At 71.1% G+C, this 23,091-nt stretch carries 21 protein-coding genes and 1 tRNA gene; 6 read left to right on the forward strand and 16 right to left on the reverse strand.

Annotated features, from left to right (window positions below; translation table 11 throughout):
* Positions 1–19 precede the first annotated feature (19 nt).
* Positions 20–475 (forward strand): hotdog fold thioesterase, encoded by a 456-nt coding sequence (locus tag AC54T2_RS15120; protein ID WP_186342009.1) that lies wholly within the window; start codon positions 20–22, stop codon positions 473–475.
* Positions 476–489: 14 nt separating this feature from the next.
* On the opposite strand, the gene AC54T2_RS15125 is transcribed toward AC54T2_RS15120, so the two are convergent.
* Positions 490–1,059 (reverse strand): GNAT family N-acetyltransferase, encoded by a 570-nt coding sequence (locus tag AC54T2_RS15125; RefSeq protein ID WP_186342008.1) that lies wholly within the window; start codon positions 1,057–1,059, stop codon positions 490–492.
* Between the two features lie 207 nt (positions 1,060–1,266).
* Between AC54T2_RS15125 and AC54T2_RS15130 the strand changes: the two genes are divergently transcribed.
* From AC54T2_RS15130 to AC54T2_RS15140, 3 genes are read left to right on the forward strand one after another with little or no spacing between them, the layout of a single operon-like run.
* Entirely contained in the window at positions 1,267–2,091 is an 825-nt protein-coding gene (locus AC54T2_RS15130; RefSeq protein ID WP_186342007.1) for an ABC transporter substrate-binding protein, read from the forward strand.
* A 7-nt stretch (positions 2,092–2,098) separates the two neighbouring features.
* Positions 2,099–2,923 (forward strand): amino acid ABC transporter permease, encoded by an 825-nt coding sequence (locus AC54T2_RS15135; RefSeq protein ID WP_206054562.1) that lies wholly within the window; start codon positions 2,099–2,101, stop codon positions 2,921–2,923.
* A 2-nt stretch (positions 2,924–2,925) separates the two neighbouring features.
* Complete coding sequence (locus AC54T2_RS15140) at positions 2,926–3,675, forward strand: amino acid ABC transporter ATP-binding protein (RefSeq protein ID WP_186342006.1); 750 nt, start codon at positions 2,926–2,928, stop codon at positions 3,673–3,675.
* A gap of 106 nt (positions 3,676–3,781) precedes the next feature.
* Here the strand turns inward: AC54T2_RS15140 and AC54T2_RS15145 are convergent, their stop codons facing one another.
* The 6 genes from AC54T2_RS15145 to AC54T2_RS15170 form a co-directional block, all read right to left on the reverse strand.
* Positions 3,782–4,489: an ABC transporter ATP-binding protein gene (locus tag AC54T2_RS15145; RefSeq protein ID WP_496666588.1), complete on the reverse strand. Its 708-nt coding sequence runs from the start codon at positions 4,487–4,489 to the stop codon at positions 3,782–3,784.
* Between the two features lies 1 nt (position 4,490).
* Complete coding sequence (locus AC54T2_RS15150) at positions 4,491–5,273, reverse strand: ABC transporter ATP-binding protein (RefSeq protein WP_241005394.1); 783 nt, start codon at positions 5,271–5,273, stop codon at positions 4,491–4,493.
* Positions 5,266–6,399 (reverse strand): branched-chain amino acid ABC transporter permease, encoded by a 1,134-nt coding sequence (locus tag AC54T2_RS15155; protein WP_496666589.1) that lies wholly within the window; start codon positions 6,397–6,399, stop codon positions 5,266–5,268. Before AC54T2_RS15155 ends, AC54T2_RS15150 begins: the two co-directional genes overlap by 8 nt.
* Positions 6,396–7,385: a branched-chain amino acid ABC transporter permease gene (locus tag AC54T2_RS15160; RefSeq protein WP_186342003.1), complete on the reverse strand. Its 990-nt coding sequence runs from the start codon at positions 7,383–7,385 to the stop codon at positions 6,396–6,398. Before AC54T2_RS15160 ends, AC54T2_RS15155 begins: the two co-directional genes overlap by 4 nt.
* Before the next feature lie 106 nt (positions 7,386–7,491).
* On the reverse strand, positions 7,492–8,661 hold the full coding sequence (locus tag AC54T2_RS15165) for a branched-chain amino acid ABC transporter substrate-binding protein (protein WP_186342002.1): 1,170 nt from the start codon (positions 8,659–8,661) through the stop codon (positions 7,492–7,494).
* Positions 8,662–8,863: 202 nt separating this feature from the next.
* Positions 8,864–9,523: an ANTAR domain-containing response regulator gene (locus AC54T2_RS15170; protein WP_496666590.1), complete on the reverse strand. Its 660-nt coding sequence runs from the start codon at positions 9,521–9,523 to the stop codon at positions 8,864–8,866.
* A gap of 41 nt (positions 9,524–9,564) precedes the next feature.
* Here AC54T2_RS15170 and AC54T2_RS15175 point away from each other — a divergent pair.
* Positions 9,565–9,637, forward strand: a tRNA-Leu gene (locus AC54T2_RS15175).
* Positions 9,638–9,677: 40 nt separating this feature from the next.
* Positions 9,678–10,427, forward strand: coding sequence for a helix-turn-helix domain-containing protein (locus AC54T2_RS15180; RefSeq protein ID WP_222129713.1), 750 nt, complete (start codon positions 9,678–9,680; stop codon positions 10,425–10,427).
* On the opposite strand, the gene pyk is transcribed toward AC54T2_RS15180, so the two are convergent.
* From pyk to AC54T2_RS15225, 9 genes are all read right to left on the reverse strand, one after another.
* Positions 10,428–11,876 (reverse strand): pyruvate kinase, encoded by a 1,449-nt coding sequence (gene pyk / locus AC54T2_RS15185; protein ID WP_186342000.1) that lies wholly within the window; start codon positions 11,874–11,876, stop codon positions 10,428–10,430.
* A gap of 131 nt (positions 11,877–12,007) precedes the next feature.
* Entirely contained in the window at positions 12,008–13,492 is a 1,485-nt protein-coding gene (locus tag AC54T2_RS15190) for a glutamate synthase subunit beta (protein ID WP_496666591.1), read from the reverse strand.
* 80 nt (positions 13,493–13,572) lie between these two features.
* Positions 13,573–18,114 (reverse strand): glutamate synthase large subunit, encoded by a 4,542-nt coding sequence (gene gltB, locus AC54T2_RS15195; protein WP_496666592.1) that lies wholly within the window; start codon positions 18,112–18,114, stop codon positions 13,573–13,575.
* 152 nt (positions 18,115–18,266) lie between these two features.
* Entirely contained in the window at positions 18,267–19,241 is a 975-nt protein-coding gene (lgt, locus tag AC54T2_RS15200; protein ID WP_496666593.1) for a prolipoprotein diacylglyceryl transferase, read from the reverse strand.
* 8 nt (positions 19,242–19,249) lie between these two features.
* A complete protein-coding gene (locus AC54T2_RS15205; RefSeq protein ID WP_496666594.1) occupies positions 19,250–19,849 on the reverse strand; it encodes an SCO family protein in 600 nt (199 codons plus the stop codon).
* Positions 19,839–20,642, reverse strand: coding sequence for a tryptophan synthase subunit alpha (gene trpA / locus AC54T2_RS15210; RefSeq protein ID WP_186341995.1), 804 nt, complete (start codon positions 20,640–20,642; stop codon positions 19,839–19,841). Before trpA ends, AC54T2_RS15205 begins: the two co-directional genes overlap by 11 nt.
* A complete protein-coding gene (gene trpB / locus AC54T2_RS15215; RefSeq protein ID WP_277395322.1) occupies positions 20,639–21,970 on the reverse strand; it encodes a tryptophan synthase subunit beta in 1,332 nt (443 codons plus the stop codon). Before trpB ends, trpA begins: the two co-directional genes overlap by 4 nt.
* 2 nt (positions 21,971–21,972) lie before the next feature.
* Positions 21,973–22,770 carry an indole-3-glycerol phosphate synthase TrpC gene (trpC, locus tag AC54T2_RS15220; RefSeq protein ID WP_496666595.1) on the reverse strand — a complete coding sequence of 266 codons (798 nt, stop codon included), beginning with the start codon at positions 22,768–22,770 and terminating at the stop codon, positions 21,973–21,975.
* A gap of 81 nt (positions 22,771–22,851) precedes the next feature.
* Entirely contained in the window at positions 22,852–23,052 is a 201-nt protein-coding gene (locus AC54T2_RS15225; protein ID WP_186341993.1) for an HGxxPAAW family protein, read from the reverse strand.
* Between the last annotated feature and the right edge of the window lie 39 nt (positions 23,053–23,091).

A 23,091-nucleotide genomic window follows, 5' to 3' on the forward strand; every position in this document is an offset into this window, starting at 1 on the left:
GCTCGGCCACAATGGCGCCATGAGCGAGACATCCCCCACGCCCCCCGAGTCCCTGGCCGACCTCAGCATCGACGAGCTCATCGCGTTCCTCCCCCAGGGCAACGGGCGGCTCAACGACAAGATGGGGGTGCAGCTGGTCGAGGTCTCCGCCGAGCGGGTCGTGGCCACCATGCCCGTGGAGGGCAACACCCAGCCGTTCGGCCTCCTCCACGGGGGCGCGTCGGTCGTGCTGGCCGAGACGCTGGGCTCGATCGGGTCGGCCATCCACGCCTACCCGGCCAAGATCGCGGTCGGCGTCGACATCAACGCCACGCACCACCGCTCCGCCACCGAGGGCCTGGTCACCGGCGTCGCGACCCCGATCCACCTCGGCCGGTCGTCGACGAGCTACGAGGTCGTGATCACCGACGAGCAGGGCCGCCGGGTGTGCACCTCGCGCATCACCTGCGCGCTGCTCGACGCCCCCCAGGGCTGAGCGGGCCGTCGGGCTCAGCCGGGGACGCGCTCGCGGCGCACCCGGCGAGCGGCCAGCACCCGGTCGATGCGCTGGCGGCTCGACGCGGCGGGGCTCGCCTGGCGCCCCTGCGGCAGCCGTGCGCGCAGGGCGCCGGTGGTGGCCGCGCGGAGCGTGGCCTGCGGCGCGAGCGAGAGGCGGGCCATGAAGCGGTTGGCGTCTCGCGCCTCGGCGGCGGCGGCCGTCTGCACGTGGCTGATGCCGTGCTCCTCGGCGAAGCGACAGGCCGCCTCCATGAGTGCGCTGCCCACTCCCCTGCGCCGGAACTGCGCGAACACGTGCGGCGAGACCGCCAGCACGGCCGGCTCGAGGTTGAGCGGGGTGAAGGTGGCGGCCTCGAGGTAGACGGCCCCGGCCACCTCGCCGTCGATCTCCGCGACGACGACACACCGTTCGTCGCTCGCGCAGGCCGTCGAGACGATGCTCGTCACGTCGGCGAGCTGCTCGTCGGGACGGCCCTTGCGGAGGATGTCGCACCACAGCTCGCGCAGCGACGGTGCGTCGGAGGGATCGGCCGCTCGCACGACCACCGCAGTCCTGCTCATGTCGACTCCCAAGGATCAGCTCGATGTGACCGCTTCCCCCGTGCCCTGCCGCATCCGGCTCGGGCAGTGCCGCAGACCCTACGCCGTCGCGAGGGCTCTGTCAGGAGGGCCCCCACAAGGGTCTGCGGACAAGCGTCATCGGATCGTTGCCGACGCACCTGCCAAAGCCATCTTCCGGTCCGGTCCTTGTGGTCTAGGCTCCGCCGCATGCGCACTCGCACCCTTCACCGATCCCTGACCCTGGTCCCCGCTCTGGCCCTGGCCCTCACGCTCAGCGCGTGCGGCGACGACGCCGGCGACGACTCCACCGACGCCGGCAACGACACCAGCAGCGAGAGCAGCCTCGACACGGTGTCCTCGGGCACCCTCACGGTCTGCTCCGACGTGCCCTACCCGCCGTTCGAGGACTTCGACGACACGTCCGACTCCGGCTTCAAGGGCTTCGACATCGACATCGTGCAGGAGATCGCCGACGGCCTCGACCTCGAGCTCGCGGTCAAGGACTCCTCCTTCGACGCCCTCCAGAGCGGTCAGGCGCTCAACGCGGCCCAGTGCGACCTCGCCGCCAGCGCGATGACCATCACCGACGAGCGCAAGGCCGCCCTCGACTTCTCCGACGGCTACTACGACTCCCAGCAGTCCCTCCTCGTCGCCGACGACTCCGACATCGCCTCGATCGACGACCTCGACGGCGTGAAGATCGGCGTCCAGCAGGGCACCACCGGCAAGGCCTACGCCGAGGAGAACGCGAGCGGCGCGGAGATCGTGTCGTTCCCCAGCGACGCCGAGATGTTCCAGGCGATCAAGGCCGGCCAGGTCGAGGCGCTGCTGCAGGACCTCCCGGTCAACATCAACCACCAGGAGTCGGGCGGCTTCAAGGTCGTCGAGACCTACTCGACCGAGGAGTCCTACGGCCTCGCCATGAAGAAGGGCAACACCGCCCTCGTGGACGCGGTCAACGAGCAGCTCGGTGAGATGCGCGACGACGGCACCTACGACGAGATCTACAACACCTACTTCGCCACCGAGTGATCGGCACGTGGCTCTGAAGCGTTCGACGAAGCGCATCCTCAGCAGGGCGGTCCTCTACGCCGTCCTGCTGGGAGTGCTCCTCCTGGTGGGGTTCAGTGCCGACTGGGCGACCATCCGCGCCAACTTCTTCGCCCCGGCCGGCATCGGCAACCCGTTCAAGGGCGACTGGGGCACCTGGCCCGACCTCATCACGATCGGCGTCAAGAACTCCCTGATCTACACGGCCGTCGCCTTCGCGGCGGGCCTGGTGATCGGGGTCGTGCTCGCGCTCATGCGGCTGTCCCCCGTGGCGGCCTACCGCTGGCTCGCCACCGCCTACATCGAGTTCTTCCGCGGCCTGCCGGTGCTGCTCGTCGTCCTGGTGATGGCGTTCGGCATCCCGATCGCGTTCAACGGGTGGACCCCGCCCGGCGGCACCGTCGGTGCCGGCGTGGTCGGCCTGATCCTGGTCGCCGCCGCCTACATGGCCGAGACCATCCGCGCCGGCATCCAGGCCGTGCCGAAGGGCCAGACCGAGGCCGCTCGCTCGCTCGGCATGAGCGCCGGGCGCACCACGGCCACGGTGGTCCTGCCGCAGGCGTTCCGGATCGTGATCCCGCCGCTCACCAACGAGTTCGTGCTCCTCATCAAGGACACCGCGCTGCTCTTCGTCATCGGCTTCGCTGCCAGCCAGCGCGAGCTCACCACAATCGCGCGCGACTTCATGGCGTCCAGCGCCACGGCCGGGACCGCGACGAGCCTGATCCAGGCCTCGATCCTCTACCTCCTGATCACCCTGCCGCTCACCCGACTGGTGTCGTGGCTCGAGCGCAAGCAGCAGAAGGCCCGGTGACCATGACCGAGAGCGTCCAGGCGGCTCCCGCCATCCAGATCCGCGACCTGCACAAGTCGTTCGGGTCCAACGAGGTGCTCAAGGGCATCGACTTCCACGTCGACGACGGCGAGGTGGTCTGCGTGATCGGACCCTCGGGCTCGGGCAAGTCGACCCTGTTGCGTTGCGTCAACCGGCTCGAGGAGCCCGACAGCGGCCAGATCCTCGTCGAGGGCATCGACATCACCGATCCGGAGACCGATCTCGACGCCATGCGCTCGCGCATCGGGATGGTGTTCCAGCAGTTCAACCTCTTCCCCCACATGAACGTGCTGCGCAACCTCACCGTCGCGCAGCAGAAGGTGAAGGGTCGTTCCAAGAAGGAGGCGATCGAGGTCGCCCGCGCCAACCTCGACAAGGTCGGGCTCAGCGGTCGCGAGAACGTCTATCCCGCCCACCTCTCGGGCGGGCAGCAGCAGCGCGTGGCCATCGCCCGGGCGCTGTCGATGGACCCCGACATGATGCTCTTCGACGAGCCCACCTCGGCGCTCGACCCCGAGCTGGTCGGCGACGTGCTCGAGGTGATGAAGACGCTCGCCTCCGAGGGCATGACGATGATGGTCGTGACCCACGAGATGGGCTTCGCCCGCGAGGTCGGCGACAAGCTGGTCTTCATGGACGACGGCGTCATCGTGGAGGAGGGCGACCCGCGCGAGGTGCTCGCCCACCCGCAGCACGAGCGGACCCAGGCCTTCTTGTCGAAGGTGCTCTGACGCTCCTCCGACGCCTCCCTCGACGACTCCCGCCCGGAGGCGCCACCACCTACGACGCAGGGCCCAGCCGGATCGGCTGGGCCCTGTGTCGTACGTGGTGGGTGACTCAGATGTCTCCGCCGAGGTAGGCGGCCTTGACGGCGTCGTCGCCGGCGAGGTCCCTCCCCTTGCCCGAGCGGACGATCTCGCCCGTCTCGAGGATGTGGGCGTCGTCGGCCGCCTTGAGCGCCTGGGCGGCGTTCTGCTCCACGAGCAGCACCGTGGTGCCCTGAGCGTTGATCTCCTTGATGATCGCGAAGATCTGCGCGATGAGCTTGGGCGCCAGGCCCATCGACGGCTCGTCGAGCAGGAGCAGCCGCGGCCGCGCCATGAGGGCACGCCCGATGGCGAGCATCTGCTGCTCGCCGCCCGACATCGTGCCGGCGGACTGGTTGATCCGCTCGGCCAGGCGCGGGAACAGCGCGAGCACTCGGTCGACGTCGTCCTGATAGGCCTGGGTCTTGCGGTCGTTGCGCACGAAGGCGCCCATCTCCAGGTTCTCGCGCACGGTCATGCCCACGAAGCAGCGACGTCCCTCCGGGGACTGGCTGATCCCCAGCTTGACCCGGTCGTAGGGGGCGTCGTGGGTGATGTCCTTGCCGTCGAACTTCACCGACCCGGTCCGCACCTTGCGGATGCCGGAGAGGGTCTTGAGCGTCGTCGTCTTCCCGGCGCCGTTGGCGCCGATCAGGGTCGTGACGCTGCCCTCGGGCACGCTGAAGCTGATGTCACGGATGGCCTCGATGTGCCCGTAGTTGACACACAGCCCCTCCACCTCAAGAAGCATCTTCTTCCTCCACTCCAAGGTAGGCGGCGATGACCGCAGGGTTGTCGCGGATCTCCGCCGGGGCGCCCTCGGCGATCAACTTGCCGAACTCGAGCACGACGATCCGGTCGGTGACGCCCATGACCAGACGCATGTCGTGCTCGATGAGCAGCACGGTGAAGCCCCGGTCGCGCACCTTGCGGATCAGGTCCATCAGGGTGCGCTTCTCCTGCGGGTTGAAGCCGGCCGCCGGCTCGTCGAGGCAGATCAGCTTGGGCTGGGTCGCCATGGCGCGGGCGATCTCGAGACGGCGCTGGTCGCCGTAGGACAGGTTGGCGGCCAGCTCGTCGGCCTGCCGGGCCAGTCCCATGAACCGCAGCAGCTCCATCGCCCGGTCGTGGCCGGCCGCCTCCTCGCGGCGGTGCTTGGGCAGCCGGAAGAGGGCGCTGACGATGCCCGTGGTGTGCTGGGCGTCGGCGCCCACGAGCACGTTCTCCAGCGCGGTCATGGCCGGGAAGAGTCGGATGTTCTGGAACGTCCGGGCGATCCCGGCCTGGGTGATCTGGAAGCGCTTCTTGCCCGCCAGCGACTCGCCCTGGAAGCGGATCGTCCCGGAGGTGGGCTTGTAGACGCCGGTGATGGCGTTGAAGCAGGTGGTCTTGCCGGCCCCGTTGGGGCCGATGAGGCCGAGGATCTCGCCCTCCTTGATGTCGAAGCTCACGTCGTCGAGCGCCGTGAGGCCGCCGAACCTGAGCGTCAGGTGGTCCACTTCGAGGATGCGTGCGTCAGACACGTGCCCCCTCCTCTCCTTCGGTGCCTTCTTCGAGCTCGTCGAGCTCGTGCTCCAGCTGCTTGGCTCGCACGGTCCGCTTCGGCGGGAACAGGCCCTCGGGTCGCAGGACCGCGAGCAGGACCAGTGCCAGGCCGAAGACGAGCACGCGGAAGTCGTCGAACTCGCGGAACCGCTGGGGCAGGTAGGCCACCAGCGCGGCGCCGACGAGGACGCCCCAGCGGTTGCCCTGTCCACCGACCACGACGGCGGCCAGGAACAGGATCGAGAAGAGCAGCAGGAACGAGGCGGGGTTGATGAAGCTCTGTCGACTCGCGTAGAGCGAACCGGCCAGTCCGCCGATGAAGGCACCCGTGGCGAAGGCCAGCAGCTTGAACCGGAAGGTCGGCACGCCCATCAGCTCGGCGGCGTCCTCGTCCTCGCGGGTGGCCTCCCAGGCGCGGCCGACGCGGCTGTTCTTGATGAGGTAGTCGGCGAACAGGACGACGATGACGACCGTCAGGCCCATCCAGTAGTAGGGGATCTGGTCGAGCACGCCGAACACCAGGAACTTGGTGGTGTCCTGGGTGTCGAGCAGCACGGTGCCGTCGCCCCAGTAGAGGTGCGGGACCTCGAACAGGCCCTCGGTGCCGCCCAGGCTCGGCGGGCGGGCGATGTTGCTGATGCCCTTCGCGTCGCCCAGCCACTCGGTGTTGACCGCGACGAGGCGGATGATCTCGCCGAAGCCGAGGGTCACGATGGCGAGGTAGTCACCCCGCACCCGCAGCGTCGGCGCCCCCAGCATGACGCCGGAGATGGTGGTGGCCACGACGGCCGCGGGGATGGCCAGCAGCAGCGGCCAGTGGGCGTGGTACGACGTCAGGATGGCCGCGGTGTAGGCGCCGATCGCGTAGAACCCGACGTAGCCGAGGTCGAGCAGTCCGGCGTAGCCGACGACGATGTTGAGACCGAGCGCGACCAGCATGTACATGGTGACGATGAAGAGCACGCCGCCGAAGTCGACCCCGGGCGTGGTGATGAACGGGGGCTCCAGGAGCGGGAGCGCGTAGGCGAGGAGTGCGAGGAGGACCCAGAGCACGATCTTGACCGGCTTGGGCATCCGCGAGAGGGAGTCCTTGAGCTTGCTCATGCGCGGGCCTTTCCGAGCGACTCACCCAACAGGCCCGTGGGCCGGACGAGAAGGATGACCACCAGCAGGACGAAGGCGACGACGTGGCGCCACTCGGTGCCGAGGAGCGCAGCGCCCCAGTTCTCGGCCACGCCCAGCACCAGCCCGCCCAACAGAGCGCCGCGCAGGTTGCCGATGCCACCGAGGACGGCGGCGGTGAACGCCTTGACGCCGAGCAGGAAGCCCATGTCGAACTTCGTCGTCTCGATCTTGAGCATGTAGAGGAACGCCGCGACGCCGGCCATCAGGCCGCCGATGAGGAACGTCATCTGGATGGTGCGCGTCGGGTTGACGCCCATCATCGACGCCGTCTCGGCGTCCTGGGCCGTGGCCCGGATGCCCTTGCCCAGCTTGGAGCGGCGCACGAACTGGTCCACGACGACCATCATCCCGACGGCGGAGCAGATCACCAGGATGTCGATGCTCGACACGTTGACGCCCCCGATCTCCCAGCGGGGCGCGTTGACGACGTCAGCGATGCTGTTGTTGATGCGGGCCTTGCCGACGTAGGCCGAGAGGTCGTCGTCGAGCCCGAACCAGCCGGCGACCCGGTCGCGCAGGCCCATCAGCTCGGCGAGCACGAAGCTCGCGCCGATGGCCGAGATGAGCGCGATCAGGCGGGGGGCGTTGCGCTTGATCAGCGGGCGGTAGGCCACCCGTTCGAGGATCAGCGCGATGGCGGCGGACATCAGCATCGCCGCCACCAAGGAGGCCAACAGGATCAGCACGAGCTGCACACCGCTCGCGTCCGCTCCCCCCAGCGCCATGACGGTCCACAGCATGGCGAAGGTGCCGTACATGAACACCTCGGAGTGCGCGAAGTTGATCAGCTGCAGCACGCCGTAGACCATCGTGTAGCCCAGGGCGATCAGCGCGTAGATGGCGCCGAACGCGAGCCCGGACACGGTGAGCCCGGGCAGGTTGTTGAAGAAGAACTCGAAGTTCACGCAAGGCCTCCTGGCCGCAGTATCCAGCGCGTCGGATCGTGGACGTCGGCGCGGCCGGGGACGTCGTCCCCGGCCGCGCCTGTCGTGCGTACGATCTAGCGGTCGATCACTTGATCTCGCCCTCGGGGACGATCTCGCCGCCGTCCACCGTGTAGGCGTAGACGTGGACGTCCGCGGGCTCACCGGTCTCGTCGAACTTGAGCTGCTTGGTGATGCCGGCCTCGTCGTAGCTGTTGACGAACTCGAGCATCGCCTCGCGGTCGGTGACGCCGTCCTTGATGCCGTCGAGGAAGATCGTCGCGGCGTCGTAGGCCTCGGCGGCGTAGGTGCCGGGAGCCTCGCCGAACTCGTCCTCGTAGGCGGAGGCGAAGTCGGCCACGGCCGGGTCGGTGTCGGGGATGCAGGGGCAGGTGATGATCGTGCCCTCGGCAGAGCCACCGGCGTCGAGGAAGGCCGGGTCCTTCACGCCGTCCGCCACGACGAACGTGCCGTCGAAGCCGCCGTCGCGGAGCTGCCCGATGAGGATGGTCGCCTCGGCGTAGTAGCCACCGAAGAAGACGGCGTCGGCGCCGGAGTCGACGACCTTGCTGACGGTGGCGGAGAAGTCGGTGTCACCGGTCTGGATGGTGTCGGTGCCGGCCACGGCGTCGGCGCCGAGGTCCTTCTCGACGATGCCGGCCAGGCCTGCGCCGTACTCCGTGGCGTCGTCGATGATGTAGGACTTCTTGGCCTTGAGGGTGTCCTTGATGTAGGCCGCGGCGGCCGGACCCTGGGTGGCGTCGTTGCCGAGGGCGCGGTGGAAGGTGTCCCACCCGTTCTCGGACAGCGCCGGGTTGGTGGCCGACGGGCTGACGGTCGCGACGCCGGCCTCGGCGAAGATCGGGCCGGCGGCCGCGGACTCGCCGGAGAAGGCGGGACCGACGACACCGATGATCGACTCGTCGCCGGCGACCTCGGTGGCCAGGGACGGGGCCTCGTCGGGCGAGCCCTGCGAGTCGTAGTTGACCAGCTCGACCTCGCACTCGGCCTCGTCGTTGTACTGGTCGACGGCGAGCTCGGCACCCTGGATGATCGGCTTGCCGAGACCGGACGCGGGGCCCGTCTCCGGGCCGAAGAACGCCAGCTTCAGGTCGCAGGCGGCCTCGCTGCTGCCGCCGCCGCTGCCGCCCCCTCCGGCGCTCTCGCCGTCGTCCTCGGTCGTGCCGCACGCGGTCAGTACCAAACCGGCGACTGCCGCTGCAGCGACGGCCTGCCAGGACTTGGATGAGCGGATCATGGACCCCTCCGTAGTTCTCGGTGGACTGCCCACCTCGGCAGCCTCGTGGCGGGAACCTAACACTCGCGATGTGGCCCAGGACACGATTGCAGCCGCCGAGTTGCGGGCCGTTGCCGTTTCGTGACCAAGCGGTCCGTACCGGGGGCGAGCGCGAGCGCAGTGGCCCTCGACCCTCTTGAGGAACGCTTGACGAACGGCTGCGTCAGGCGGGATCCGCGGTCGCGTCGCCCTCGTCCGCCAGCCCGGCCACGCCGTGCTCCACGACCCCGTCGGCGACCTGCCTCATCGACAGCCGCAGGTCCATGGCGGTCTTCTGGATCCAGCGGAACGCCTCGGGCTCGGTCAGCCCCAGCTGCGCCTGCAGCACGCCCTTGGCACGGTCGACCGACTTGCGCGTGGCGAGCGACTCCTGGAGGTCGGAGACCTCGCGCTCGAGGACGGCGATCTCGGCGAAGCGGCTCACCGCCATCTCGATCGCCGGCACCAGGTCGCTGCGCTGGAAGGGCTTGACGAGGTAGGCCATCGCCCCGGCGTCGCGCGCGCGCGCCACCAGGTCGCGCTGGGCGAACGCGGTGAGGATGACCACCGGGGCGATCCGCTCCCCCGCGATCAGCTCGGCGGCGGCGATGCCGTCGAGGACCGGCATCTTGACGTCGAGGATCACCAGGTCGGGCCGGAGGTCGCGGGCCAGCTCGACGGCCCGCCGGCCGTCGCCGGCCTGCCCGACCACGTCGTAGCCCTCCTCGGCGAGCATCTCGGCCAGGTCCATCCGGATCAGCGCCTCGTCCTCGGCGATCACGACCCGGCGCACGTCGTCCGCGTCGGGGCTGGCGAGGGGTCGTCCGGCGTCGGGCTGCGTCACGACGCCAAGGCTAGTTCGGATAGGGTTCCGACGCCGACTCGGCCCCGGTAGCCCAACGGCAGAGGCGATGCTCTCAAACAGCATTCAGTGTGAGTTCGAATCTCACCCGGGGCACCCGCGACCTGGCGCCCCGCTGTCGGTGCCGCGGTCCACGATGGCGTCCGTGTACGGAGTCAGCGAGCGGACCCGGGCGCTTGCCCTGCTGTCGGCCGGGGCCACGGTGAGCGCCGTCAGCCGCGCGACGGGGGTGGCCCGGTCGACGATCCGATCGTGGGCGCACGGTCCGCCCACGCTCGGGCCCGGCTGTGCCGTCTGCTGGGGCGCGGCACCCTCGCCGGGGGCCGACTACGCGGCCCTGCTCGGCTTCTACCTCGGCGACGGCTGCGTCTCGCGGCACGGCAGCCACACCACCCTCCGCATCTCCTGCGACGCCACCCTCGCCGGCATCGTGGCAGACGTGGCGGGCCTGATGCGTTCGCTGCACCCGGGCGCGGTCTGCACCGTCGATGCTCCGGGCACGAGCGTCGTCCAGAGCAGCTGGAAGCACTGGCCGTGCCTGCTCCCCCAGCACGGCCCGGGCCGCAAGCACGAGCGACCCATCGTGCTCGAGGCGTGGCAGGAGGAGGTGGTGGCGGCGCACCCTGACCACTTCCTGCGCGGTCTCTTCCACTCCGACGGGTGCCGGGTGGTCAACCGCGCCACGCGCACCGTCGACGGCGTCACGCGCCGCCACGACTATCCGAGGTGGCAGTTCGTCAACGCCTCCGACGACATCCTCGGCCTGTGCACGTGGGCGCTCGACCTGGCCGGCGTCGCGTGGCGCCGGTCGGCGCCGCGGGTCGTGTCGGTCTCCCGCCGCGAGGCCGTCGCCCGGCTCGACGACCTGATCGGGCCCAAGCGCTGATCAGCCGGGACGGCGGTAGGCCGGGGCCACCCCGTGGATGGCGTCGCCCATCCGGTGGATGCGCAGCGCGTTGGTCGAGCCGGGGATGCCGGGCGGGGCGCCCGCGATGATCACCACGAGGTCGCCCTCCTTGACCCGGCCGATGGCGAGGAGGGCCTCGTCGACCTGGCGCACCATCTCGTCGGTGTGCTCGACCTGGGCGCCCTGGAAGGTCTCGACGCCCCAGGTGAGCGCGAGCTGCGAGCGCGTGCGGGCCCGAGGGGTGAAGGCGAGGATCGGGATCGGCCCGCGATAGCGGGAGAGACGCTTGGCCGAGTCTCCGCTGGTCGTGAACGCCACGACGTACTTGGCGTGCACGGCCTCGGCGACCTCGGCGGCCGCCTTGGCGATGATGCCCCCGCGGGTGTGCGGCTGCCACGTGACTGCCGCCATGTGGCTCAGCCCGTGGTCCTCGGTGGACTCCACGATGCGCGCCATCGTGCGCACGGCGACGATCGGGTACTCCCCCACGCTGGTCTCTCCGGACAGCATGACCGCGTCGGCACCGTCGAGGACGGCGTTGGCCACGTCGCTGGCCTCGGCGCGCGTCGGCGCGGGCGAGCTGATCATCGACTCCAGCATCTGCGTGGCGACGATGACGGGCTTGGCGTTGCGCCGGGCCTTGTCGATGATGCGCTTCTGGTGGATCGGCACGTCCTCGAGCGGGCACTCCACGCCGAGGTCGCCGCGCGCGACCATGATGCCGTCGAAGGCATCGACGATCTCGTCGATGTTGTCGAGGGCCTGGGGCTTCTCGATCTTGGCGATGACGGGGACGTGGATGTTCTCCTCGCGCATCACCGCGCGCACGTCCTCGGCGTCCCCGGCGTGGCGCACGAAGCTCAGCGCCACGAAGTCCACCCCGAGCTTGAGGGCCCACCGCAGGTCCTCGGTGTCCTTGGCCGACAGCGCCGGCACCGACACCGCGACGCCCGGCAGGTTGATGCCCTTGTTGTTGGACACCCTGCCCGGCACGACGACCTCGGTGACGACGTCGGTGTCGTCGACGGAGACGACCCTGAGCCGCACCTTGCCGTCGTCGATGAGCAGCGGGTCGCCGGGCTTCACGTCGCGCGGCAGGCCCTTGTAGGTCGTGCCGCAGATCTCCGCGGTGCCCTCCACGTCACGGGTGGTGATGGTGAAGGTCGCGCTGCGCTTGAGCCTGACCGGACCGGCGGCGAACGTCTCGAGGCGGATCTTGGGTCCCTGCAGGTCGGCGAAGATGCCGATCGCGTGGCCGGTGTCGTCGGAGGCCTGCCGGACCAGCCGGTAGACGGCCTCGTGGTCGGCGTACGCGCCGTGGCTCATGTTGAGCCGGGCGACGTCCATGCCGGCATCGACGAGTGATCGGATCCCCTCGGGGGTGTTCACCGCGGGGCCGAGGGTGCAGACGATCTTTGCTCTACGCACGTACCTCACCCTATCGGAGATTGGATCGTTCCAAACCCCCTCCGCGCCTGCCGGCGGAGGTCTCGCCTCCCGGCGACGCGTCGAGTGCCGGCCCCGTGGCGGCTCGCGCGGGGCCCGGCACTCGACCCGGTTCAGACGACGAGCGGGCGCTCGTGCGGCTTGATCGGGGCGGGCAGCGTCGTCGAGCCGGTGAGGTGGGCGTCCACCGCGGCGGCCGCGCTGCGGCCCTCCGCGATGGCCCAGACGATGAGCGACTGGCCGCGGCCCACGTCGCCGGCGACGTAGACGCCCGGCACGGAGGCGGCGTACGACGCGTCTCGCCGGACGTTGCCCCGCTCGTCGAGGTCGACCCCGAGCTGGTCGATCAGGCCCGGTCCCTCGGGACGGGCGCGCTCGGGACCGGTGAAGCCCATGGCCAGCAGCACCAGCTGCGCCGGGATCTCCCGCTCGGTGCCCTCGACGGGCTGGAACGACCCGTCGACCTCGACCAGGCGCAGCGCGGACACCCGGCCGTCGGCGTCGCCGAGGAACTCCTGCGTCGACACGGCGTAGACCCGCTCGCCGCCCTCCTCGTGGGCCGAGGAGACGCGGAAGGTCATCGGGTAGGTCGGCCACGGCTGTGCGGTGGGCCGGTCCTCGCCGGGCTGCGGCATGATCTCGAGCTGGGTGATCGACCGGGCACCCTGGCGGATCGAGGTGCCGAGGCAGTCGGCGCCGGTGTCGCCGCCGCCGATGATGACGACGTCCTTGCCGGTGGCCACGATCTGGTCGGAGCCGTCGGCGGTCGGAGCCTCGCCGAGCGCCACGCGGTTGGCCTGCGGCAGGAACTCCATGGCCTGGTGGATGCCGCCGAGCTCGCGTCCCGGGACGGGCAGGTCGCGCGCGGCGGTGGCGCCCATCGCGAGCACGACCGCGTCGTAGCGCTCGAGCAGCTTGTCGCCGGTGAGGTCTCCCCCGACGTCGACCCCGGGCCGGAAGACGGTGCCCTCGCGGCGCATCTGGTCGAGGCGCCGGTCGAGGTGCTTCTTCTCCATCTTGAACTCGGGGATGCCGTAGCGCAGCAGGCCGCCGATCTTGTCGGCCCGCTCGTAGACGGCGACGGTGTGTCCGGCCCGGGTGAGCTGCTGGGCGGCGGCCAGCCCGGCGGGGCCGGAGCCGATCACCGCGACGGTCTTGCCCGAGAGCCACTCCGGCGGCTGGGGACGGACGTAGCCCGAGCCCCACGCGCGGTCGATGATCGAGACCTCGACGTTCTTGATCGTCACCGGGTCCTGGTTGATGCCCAGGACGCACGCGGTCTCGCACGGGGCCGGGCACAGCCGCCCGGTGAACTCGGGGAAGTTGTTGGTGGCGTGGAGGCGGTCCATCGCGCCGTCCCAGTCGTCGCGCCACACCAGGTCGTTCCACTCCGGGATGATGTTGCCCAGCGGGCAGCCCTGGTGGCAGAACGGGATGCCGCAGTCCATGCAGCGCCCGGCCTGGGTGTTGATGATCGGCAGCAGCGCACGCCCGATGCCGTCGGGGTAGACCTCGTCCCAGTCGTGGACGCGCTCGGCGACCTCGCGCCGCGAGGCGACCTCGCGGCCGTACTTCAGGAAGCCCTTGGGGTCAGCCATGCTGGTTCACCTTCTTCGCGTGCGGGCGGGCGGTGGGTGCGGTGCGCCGGGCGGGGTGCCCGCTCGCCGGGGCAGCCGGGTCAGCCATGGAGGACCTCCATGATGCGCGCGGCCGCCTCGTCCTCGTCGAGGCCCTCCTCGAGGGCCTCCTCGCGGGCCTCGAGCACGCGCTTGAAGTCGCTGGGCATCACCTCGGTGAAGCGGGCCAGCGAGGCGTCCCAGTCGGCCAGCAGCGCGTCGGCGACGGCCGAGCCGGTCTCCTCCGCGTGCTGCTCGACCAGCGTCCTGAGCTCGTCGGCGGCCTTGCCTGTGACGGGCGACAGCTCGACCAGCTCGGGGTTGATCCGCCCCTCGTCGAGGTCGAGCACGAACGCGTAGCCGCCCGACATGCCGGCGGCGAAGTTGCGCCCCGTGGGCCCGAGGACGACGACGACGCCGCCGGTCATGTACTCGCAGCCGTGGTCGCCCACCCCCTCGACGACGGCGGTGGCGCCGGAGTTGCGCACGCAGAACCGCTCGCCCACGCGACCGCTGAGGAAGATCTGGCCCGAGGTGGCGCCGTAGCCGATCGTGTTGCCCGCGATGATCTGCTCGGCCGCCTCGAACGTCGCGGCCCGGTCGGGCCGCACGACCAGGCGGCCACCCGAGAGCCCCTTGCCGACGTAGTCGTTGGCGTCGCCCTCGAGCCGCAGCGTGACGCCGCGGGGCACGAACGCGCCGAACGACTGCCCGGCCGAGCCGGTCAGGGTGATGTCGACGGTGCCGTCGGGCAGGCCGGCGCCGCGGTGGCGCTTGGTGACCTCGTGCCCGAGCATCGTGCCGACGGTGCGGTTGACGTTGCGGATCCGCACCTGCGCGCGCACCGGCTCCCCGTGCTCCAGCGCCGGTGCGGCGATGGCGATGAGCTCGTTGTCGAGCGCCTTGTCGAGACCGTGGTCCTGCGTCCTGGTGTTGCGCAGGTCCTGGTGCTCGAACTGGCCGTACTCGCCGTGGGCGGAGGCCTGGTGGAGGATGGGCGTGAGGTCGAGCCCGGAGGCCTTCCAGTGCTCGACCGCCTCGACCACGTCGAGCGAGCCGACCTGGCCGATCGCCTCGTCGAGGCTGCGGAAGCCGAGCTCGGCGAGCAGCTCGCGCACCTCCTGCGCGATGAACTCGAAGAAGTTGACGACGTACTCGGCCTTGCCGCTGTAGCGCTCGCGCAGCACCGGGTTCTGGGTCGCGACGCCCACCGGGCACGTGTCGAGGTGGCAGACCCGCATCATGATGCAGCCGCTGACGACCAGCGGGGCGGTGGCGAAGCCGTACTCCTCGGCCCCGAGCAGGGCCGCCACGACGACGTCGCGCCCGGTCTTGAGCTGGCCGTCGGCCTGCACCACGATCCGGTCGCGCAGGCCGTTGAGCAGCAGCGTCTGCTGGGTCTCGGCCAGGCCGAGCTCCCAGGGACCGCCCGCGTGCTTGAGCGAGGTCAGCGGCGAGGCGCCGGTGCCGCCGTCGTGGCCGGAGACCAGGACGACGTCGGCGTGCGCCTTCGACACCCCCGCCGCGACGGTCCCGATGCCCACCTCGGACACCAGCTTGACGTGGACGCGCGCCGACGGGTTGGCGTTCTTGAGGTCGTGGATCAGCTGCGCGAGGTCCTCGATGGAGTAGATGTCGTGGTGCGGCGGCGGGCTGATCAGGCCCACGCCCGGCGTGGAGTGCCGGGTCTTGGCCACCCACGGGTAGACCTTGTGACCGGGCAGCTGGCCGCCCTCGCCGGGCTTGGCGCCCTGGGCCATCTTGATCTGGATGTCGTCGGCGTTGGTGAGGTACTCCGACGTGACGCCGAAGCGGCCCGAGGCGACCTGCTTGATCGCCGAGCGGCGCTCCGGGTCGTAGAGCCGGTCGGGGTCCTCGCCGCCCTCACCGGTGTTGGACTTGCCGCCCAGCCGGTTCATCGCGATGGCGAGGGTCTCGTGCGCCTCCTGGCTGATCGAGCCGTAGGACATCGCGCCGGTCGAGAAGCGCTTGACGATCTCGGAGACGGGCTCGACCTCGTCGATGTCGATCGGGTCGCGGACGCCGTCCTTGAAGGTGAACAGCCCGCGCAGCGTCATCAGCCGCTCCGACTGGTTGTTCACCCGGTCGGTGTACTGCTTGAAGATGTCGTAGCTGCCGGTGCGGGTGGCGTGCTGCAGCCGGAAGACCGTCTCGGGGTCGAACAGGTGCGGCTCGCCGTCGCGGCGCCACTGGTACTCACCGCCGGTCGCGAGCTCGCGGTGCGTCGGGGAGATGCCGCCACGCGGGTACGCCGTCGCGTGCCGGCGGGCCACCTCCTCGGCGATCGTGTCGAGCTCGATGCCGCCCAGCTTGGACGTCGTGCCGGTGAAGTAGCGGTCGATGACGGCCTGCGACAGGCCGACCGACTCGAAGATCTTCGCCCCGGTGTAGGAGGCGACGGTGGAGACGCCCATCTTGGACATCACCTTGAGCACGCCCTTGCCGAGGGCCTTGATCAGGTTGGCGACGGCCCTCTCCGGGTCGACCTTGACGTAGTAGGCCTCGCGGGCGAGGTCCTCGACCGACTCCATGGCCAGGTAGGGGTTGACCGCGGCCGCGCCGTAGCCGACGAGGAGGGCCACGTGGTGGACCTCGCGGACGTCGCCGGCCTCCACGAGCAGGCCCACCTGCGTGCGGGTCTTCTCGCGGACCAGGTGGTGGTGGACCGCGCCGGTGAGCAGCAGCGACGGGATCGGCGCCAGCTCGGCGGTGGCGTGGCGGTCGGAGAGCACGATGATGCGCGCGCCGGCGGCGATGGCGGTCGACACCTCGGCGCAGAGCTCGTCGAGCCTGGCCTCGAGCGCCGCTCCCCCGCCCTCGACGGGGTAGAGGCCGCGTACGACGTGCACCTGGAACCCCGGCATGTCGCCGTTGCGGTTGATGTGGCGGATCTTGGCCAGGTCGTCGTTGGAGAACACCGGGAACGGCAGCACGATCTGGCGGCACGACGCCGGGCTCGGGTCGAGCAGGTTGGCCTCGGGGCCGATGGAGCCGCTCAGCGAGGTGACGAGCTCCTCGCGGATCGCGTCGAGCGGCGGGTTGGTCACCTGGGCGAACAGCTGGGAGAAGTAGTCGAAGAGCAGGCGCGGCTTGTCGCTCAGCGCCGCGATGGGGGTGTCGGTGCCCATCGAGCCCAGCGCCTCGCCGCCCGTGTTGGCCATCGGCGTCAGCAGGATGCGCAGCTCCTCCTCGGTGTAGCCGAAGATCTGCTGGCGGCGGGTGACCGAGGCGTGGGTGTGCACGATGTGCTCGAGGTCGTCGATGTCGTCGAGGTGGATCTGGCCCGCGTGCAGCCACTCGTCGTAGGGCTGCTCGGCGGCGAGCTGGCCCTTGATCTCCTCGTCCTCGATGATGCGGTGCTCCTCGGTGTCGACGAGGAACATCCGGCCCGGCTGCAGCCGGCCCTTGCGGACGACGGCGGCGGGGTCGAGGTCGAGCACGCCGACCTCGGAGGCCAGCACGACCAGGCCGTCGTCGGTGACCCAGTAGCGCGACGGGCGCAGCCCGTTGCGGTCGAGGACCGCGCCGATCTGGGTGCCGTCGGTGAACACGACGCACGCCGGCCCGTCCCAGGGCTCCATGAGCATCGAGTGGAACTCGTAGAACGCCCGGCGCCGGGCGTCCATCTCGCGGTGGTTCTCCCAGGCCTCGGGGATCATCATCAGCACGGCGTGCGGCAGCGAGCGCCCCGCGAGGTGCAGCAGCTCGAGGACCTCGTCGAACGACGCGGAGTCCGACGCCCCGGGGGTGCAGATCGGGAACAGCCGCTCGAGGTCGCCGGGGATCAGGTCGCTCTCGAGCAGGGCCTCGCGCGCCCGCATCCAGTTGCGGTTGCCCATCACGGTGTTGATCTCGCCGTTGTGGGCGATGAACCGGAACGGGTGGGCCAGCGGCCAGCTCGGAAACGTGTTGGTGGAGAAGCGGGAGTGCACCACGGCCATCGCCGAGGCGACCCGCTCGTCGGTCAGGTCGGGGAAGACCCGGTCGAGCTGGTCGGTGGTGAGCATCCCCTTGTAGGCGAGGGTGCGCGAGGAGAGCGACGGGAAGTAGACGTCGGTCTCGGACTCGGCGCGCTTGCGCAGGCAGAACGCGAGGCGCTCGAGCGCCATGCCGCTCACCCGGGCGCCGCGGCCGGCGACGAACAGCTGGGCGAAGCGCGGCATCACGCTGCGCGCCGTGGCACCGAGGGTGGAGTCGTCGACGGGGACCTCGCGCCAGCCGAGGACGGCGAGCCCCTCCTCGTCGGCGATCTCCTCGATCCGCTTGCGGATGCCGGCCACCGCCTCGTCGTCACCGGGCAGGAAGGCGGTGCCGACGGCGTACGCCCTGGCGGGCGGGAGCTCGAAGTCGACCACCTCGCGGAGGAACGCGTCGGGCACCTGGAGCAGGATCCCGGCGCCGTCGCCGGAGTTGACCTCGGCGCCCGCGGCCCCGCGGTGGTCGAGGTTGCGCAGCGCGGTGAGGGCCTTCACCACGATGTCGTGGCTCGGCTCGCCGGTGAGCGTCGCGACCATGGCGACGCCGCAGGCGTCCTTCTCGTGGCGAGGGTCGTAGAGACCCTGGCTCGGCGGGAATGCGTGCATAGGGGCATTCTCCCGTCGTCGTCTCCGCTCGCCGCGGACCAGGTGCTGCGGTGGACCCACGGCAGGCGAGGGGGTGGAAGTTACCGCTGGGGACGACGTTGGCCCGAGCAACCGAAACCTACCACCGGCGCCGCCCGCCGGGGCGCGCCGTGTCAGGCCGTGGGACCGGCGGGCCGCTCGCCGCGGGTGCCGTCCACCGGCTCCGGCGTCTCGGGCCCGGGGTCGTCGTGGCTGGCGTCCTCGTGGTCGGCGTCGTCCGGCTCTCGGGTGCGGACGGACTCCTCCCGCCCGGGGTGGCGTCTCGCCGACCACACGAACCACGCCGCGGCGAGCACGAACAGCACGATCGAGGTCCACACGTTGAGCCGGAGGCCGAGGACGTCGTCCATCTGGACGTCGTCGATGCGCATGTTCTCGATCCAGCCGCGGCCGAGCGTGTAGAGCATGACGTAGAGCGCCACGACGCGGCCGTGGCCGAGGCGGAAGCGTCGGTCGGCCCACACGAGCAGCGCGAACGCGGCGAGGTTCCACAGGCACTCGTAGAGGAAGGTGGGGTGGAAGGTCGCCTGGTCGAGGTACTGGCTCGGCCGGTGCGCGACGTCGATCTCGAGACCCCACGGCAGGTCGGTGGGCCGGCCGTAGAGCTCCTGGTTGAACCAGTTGCCCCAGCGCCCCACCGCCTGGGCGACGAGGACGCCGGGCGCCATCGCGTCGAGCAGCGGCAGCACCTTGATCCCCCGCAGCCGGGCACCGATCCACACGCCGACGGCACCCAGGGCGATCGCGCCCCACACCCCGAGCCCGCCACGCCACACGTACAGCGCGGTGATCGCGTTGCGGCCCTCGCCGAAGTAGAGCTCCCAGTCGGTCAGCACGTGGTAGAGCCGGCCACCGACCAGGCCGAACGGGACCGCCCAGATGGCGAGGTCGCTGACCTCGCCGGGGCGCCCGCCGCGGGCCACCCAGCGTCGCTCACCGATCCAGATCGCGAGCACGATGCCGAGGATGATGCTCAGCGCGTAGCCGCGGATCGGGACGGGACCGAGGTTCCACACGCCGTCGGCGGGACTCGGGATGGACATCAGGGTCACCAACGGCGATCCGACGAGGGTGGGCACGGTGAGCATGGGCAGCATCATCCCTCGTCGAGCAGCATGGTGACGTCACCGGCCAGCTGTGCCTGCGAGACGTCGTGGTCCCACATGACGGGCGCCTGGTCGTCGGCGTCGACGGCGTAGACGCGCGTGCCGTGGGTGACGTCGTAGCCGCCGCTCGGGAGCCTCTCGCCCTTCTCGATGCCCACGGCGAGGCTGCGGCCCACCTCGACGATGTCGTCGAGGTCGCCGGTGAGCCCGATGATGCTGGGGTCGAACGCGCTGACGTAGGCCTCGGTCGCCTGCTCGTCGTCGCGCTTCGGGTCGGTGGTCACGAAGACCACGTCGAGGCGCTCCTTCTGCTGGTCGTCGAGGCGGGCGAGGGTGCCCGCGAGGGTGGCCATCACCTGCCCGCAGATGTCGGGGCACGCGCTGTAGCCGAAGAACACGAGGGTGAGGTCCTTGTCGGTGTCCTCGGCCAGGCTGAAGGGCCTGCCGTCGGTGTCGACGAGCGGGGTCGAGGAGACCTCGAACGGCGGGTCGAGCACCGTGCCGGTCAGCTCGGCCGGACCGGCCTCGGCGCCCCCGCACGCGGTGGCGAGGAGCAGGACGGGCAGGGCGAGCAGGGTCCTAGCGCGCACGTCGTACGCCCTCCGCGAGGTCGGCGGTCAACGTGCGCAGGGCCTCGAGCCCGGCAGCCGGGTCGTCCGGGTGGTCGAGCAGGCAGCGGACGAACGCGGAGCCCACGATGACACCGTCGGCGTAGCGCGCCACGTCGGCGGCCTGGTCGCCGTTGCTGACGCCGATGCCGACCGCGACGGGGACGTCGCCGGCGGCGCGGACCCGGGCCACGAGCGGTCCTGCGAGGTCGGAGGTCGCCGCGCGCGTCCCGGTGACGCCCATGACGGCGGCGGCGTAGACGAAGCCGCGGCTCGCGGCGGCGGTCATCGCGATGCGCTCGTCGGTCGAGCTGGGCGCCACGAGGAACACCTTGTCGAGGCCGTGCTCGTCGGCCGCGGCGACCCACCGCGGGCCGTGGTCGGGGGTGATGTCGGGGGTGATCAGGCCGGCACCGCCGGCGGCGGCCAGATCGGCGGCGAAGCGCTCCACGCCGTAGCGCTCGACCGGGTTCCAGTAGGTCATCACGAGGGTGGGCACGCCGGTCGCGGCGACCGCCTCGACGACCCGCATCACGTCGGAGGTGCGGACGCCGCCGTCGAGGGCCGCCTGGGCCGCCGCCTGGATCGTGGGGCCGTCCATGACGGGGTCGCTGTAGGGCAGGCCTATCTCGATCGCGTCGCAGCCGGCCTCGACCATGACCTGCATCGCCTCGATGGAGCCGTCGACGCTCGGATAGCCGGCGGGCAGGTAGCCGATCAGCGCGGCGCGCTGCTCGGCCCTCGCGCGCTCGAAGGCCGTGCTGGTCGACGTCACTGCTGCTCCTCCGCGTCGAGCTCGGCCCCCGCCTCGGCCTCGGCCTCGACCCGGTCGAGGTCGGCATCGGGGCCCAGATCGGCGTCGCCGAGACCGAACCACTCGATGGCCGTGCCCATGTCCTTGTCGCCGCGTCCGCTCAGGTTGATGATGACGGTCGCGTCGGGGCCCTTCTCCCGGCCGAGCCGCTTGGCCACCTCGAGCGCGCCCGCGATGGCGTGCGCCGACTCGATGGCCGGGATGATCCCCTCGGTGCGGCTCAGCAGCGCCATCGCGTCCATCGCCTCGGCGTCGGTGACCGGCGTGTACGACGCCCGCCCGGCCGCGGCCAGCCATGAGTGCTGCGGACCGACGCCGGGGTAGTCGAGCCCGGCCGAGATGGAGTGCGACTCGACCGTCTGGCCGTCCTCGTCCTGCAGGACGTAGGTGCGGGCCCCGTGGAGCACGCCCGCCTCGCCGGCGTGGATCGTCGCCGCGTGGCGACCGGTCTCGACGCCGTCACCGCCGGGCTCGAAGCCGTGGATCTCCACGCCCTCGTCCTCCAGGAACGCGGTGAACAGGCCGATGGCGTTGGAGCCGCCGCCGACGCAGGCCGCGACGGCGTCCGGCAGGACGCCGTACTGCTCGAGGCACTGGGCGCGGGCCTCGTCGCCGATGCCGCGGCAGAAGTCGCGGACCATGCTCGGGAACGGGTGCGGGCCGGCGGCGGTGCCGAACAGGTAGGCCGTGTGGTCGACGCTGGCGACCCAGTCGCGCAGCGCCTCGTTGATCGCGTCCTTGAGCGTCGCGCTGCCCGACTCGACCGGCACCACGGTGGCGCCGAGGAGCTGCATGCGGGCGACGTTGAGCGCCTGGCGTCGGGTGTCGACGGCGCCCATGTAGACGGTGCAGTCGAGGTCGAACCAGGCGGCCGCGGTCGCGCTGGCGACGCCGTGCTGCCCGGCGCCGGTCTCGGCGATCACGCGCGTCTTGCCCATCCGCCGCGTGAGCAGCGCCTGGCCGAGCACGTTGCGGATCTTGTGGGCGCCCGTGTGGTTGAGGTCCTCGCGCTTGAGCAGCACCCGCGCCCCGGCGAGCTCAGAGAGCCGCTCGGCGTGGTAGAGCCGGCTGGGCGTGCCGGCGTAGTCGCGCAGCACCCGCTCGAAGTCGGCGACGAAGGACGCGTCGGCCATGGCGTCCTGCCAGGCCTCGGTGAGCTCGTCCAGGGCGGCGACGAGGGCCTCGGGCATGAAGCGCCCGCCCCACGTCTCGCCGAAGTAGCCGCGCTCGTCGGCCTCGAACCTGCCGGGCCCGGGCGCGCGTCCACCTGCCTGCCCACTCGTCTGCACGCTCACGGTGTGCCCACTCCTGTCATCGTGCGTACGGCAGCCTCGGGGTCGCCGTCCCTGACCAGCGCCTCGCCGACCAGCACCACGTCCGCGCCCTCCGCGACGAAGCGCTGCACGTCGGCGAGACCGGTGATGCCGCTCTCGGCGACGCTGACGCGGTCGTCGGGGATCTGCGGGACGAGGCGGCCGAAGACGTCGGGGTCGACGTCGAGGGTCTTGAGGTTGCGGCTGTTGACGCCGATGAGCTCGGCGCCGAGGTCGACGGCGCGGGCCGTCTCGTCCTCGTCGTGCACCTCGACCAGCACGTGGAGGCCGAGCTCGGTGGCCTCGGCGTGGAGCCGGCGCAGGGCGTCGTCATCGAGGGCGGCGACGATCAGCAGGGCCAGGTCGGCGCCGGCCGCCCGGGCCTCGACGAGCTGGTAGGACTCGACGATGAAGTCCTTGCGCAGGATCGGGGTGTCGACGGCCGCGCGCACGGCGCGGAGGTCGGCCAGGCTGCCGCCGAAGCGGCGCTCCTCGGTGAGCACCGAGATGGCCGCGGCCCCGCCCCGGGCGTACGCACGGGCCAGCGACGCGGGGTCGGGGATGTCGGCGAGAGCGCCCTTGCTGGGACTGCGGCGCTTGACCTCGGCGATCACGCTCGACCCCGCTGCCCGGAAGTGCGGCATCGGGTCGCGCGGCGCGGGGGCGTCGGCGAGGCGGGCACGCAGCTCGCGGAGCGGGAGCGCGGCCTCGCGGCGTGCGAGGTCGTCGCGGGCCCCCGCGATGATCTCGTCGAGCACGGATGCGGTCGCTGGCATGCCGTCAGCCTCTCACCCGGGCCCAGCCGCGACCGGGCCGGTGCCCAGTGGACGGACCGGCCGGACGGCGGGGCTGCGGGGTCAGTGGTCGGAGGCGTTGAAGCCGAGCCTGGACAGCACGAGGAACAGCGGGAAGGCGACGAGCGCGACGGCCACGCCGATCCAGAAGAGCGTCATCTGGGCGGGCTGCTGCAGCAGCGCGATGCTGCCCAGGACGAATCCGAGCATCGCGACCCCCACGGCGATCCATGCAGCGGGGGTGTTGCCGTGGCCTGCAGCCATCGTGGGTGCTCCTTCGTCGACTCGTGCGGTTGCGGGAGG

The sequence above is a fragment of the Nocardioides sp. Z35_8 genome (assembly GCF_059621125.1).

Coding starts and splice junctions, on each gene's coding strand:
- AC54T2_RS15130 (WP_186342007.1), top strand. CDS start 1,267: ATGCGCACTCGCACCCTTCACCGATCCCTGACCCTGGTCCCCGCTCTG.
- gltB (WP_496666592.1), bottom strand. CDS start 18,114: ATGCACGCATTCCCGCCGAGCCAGGGTCTCTACGACCCTCGCCACGAG.
- AC54T2_RS15120 (WP_186342009.1), top strand. CDS start 20: ATGAGCGAGACATCCCCCACGCCCCCCGAGTCCCTGGCCGACCTCAGC.
- trpC (WP_496666595.1), bottom strand. CDS start 22,770: ATGCCAGCGACCGCATCCGTGCTCGACGAGATCATCGCGGGGGCCCGC.
- AC54T2_RS15180 (WP_222129713.1), top strand. CDS start 9,678: ATGGCGTCCGTGTACGGAGTCAGCGAGCGGACCCGGGCGCTTGCCCTG.
- AC54T2_RS15165 (WP_186342002.1), bottom strand. CDS start 8,661: ATGATCCGCTCATCCAAGTCCTGGCAGGCCGTCGCTGCAGCGGCAGTC.
- AC54T2_RS15140 (WP_186342006.1), top strand. CDS start 2,926: ATGACCGAGAGCGTCCAGGCGGCTCCCGCCATCCAGATCCGCGACCTG.
- lgt (WP_496666593.1), bottom strand. CDS start 19,241: ATGCTCACCGTGCCCACCCTCGTCGGATCGCCGTTGGTGACCCTGATG.
- AC54T2_RS15225 (WP_186341993.1), bottom strand. CDS start 23,052: ATGGCTGCAGGCCACGGCAACACCCCCGCTGCATGGATCGCCGTGGGG.
- AC54T2_RS15125 (WP_186342008.1), bottom strand. CDS start 1,059: ATGAGCAGGACTGCGGTGGTCGTGCGAGCGGCCGATCCCTCCGACGCA.
- AC54T2_RS15190 (WP_496666591.1), bottom strand. CDS start 13,492: ATGGCTGACCCCAAGGGCTTCCTGAAGTACGGCCGCGAGGTCGCCTCG.
- AC54T2_RS15155 (WP_496666589.1), bottom strand. CDS start 6,399: ATGAGCAAGCTCAAGGACTCCCTCTCGCGGATGCCCAAGCCGGTCAAG.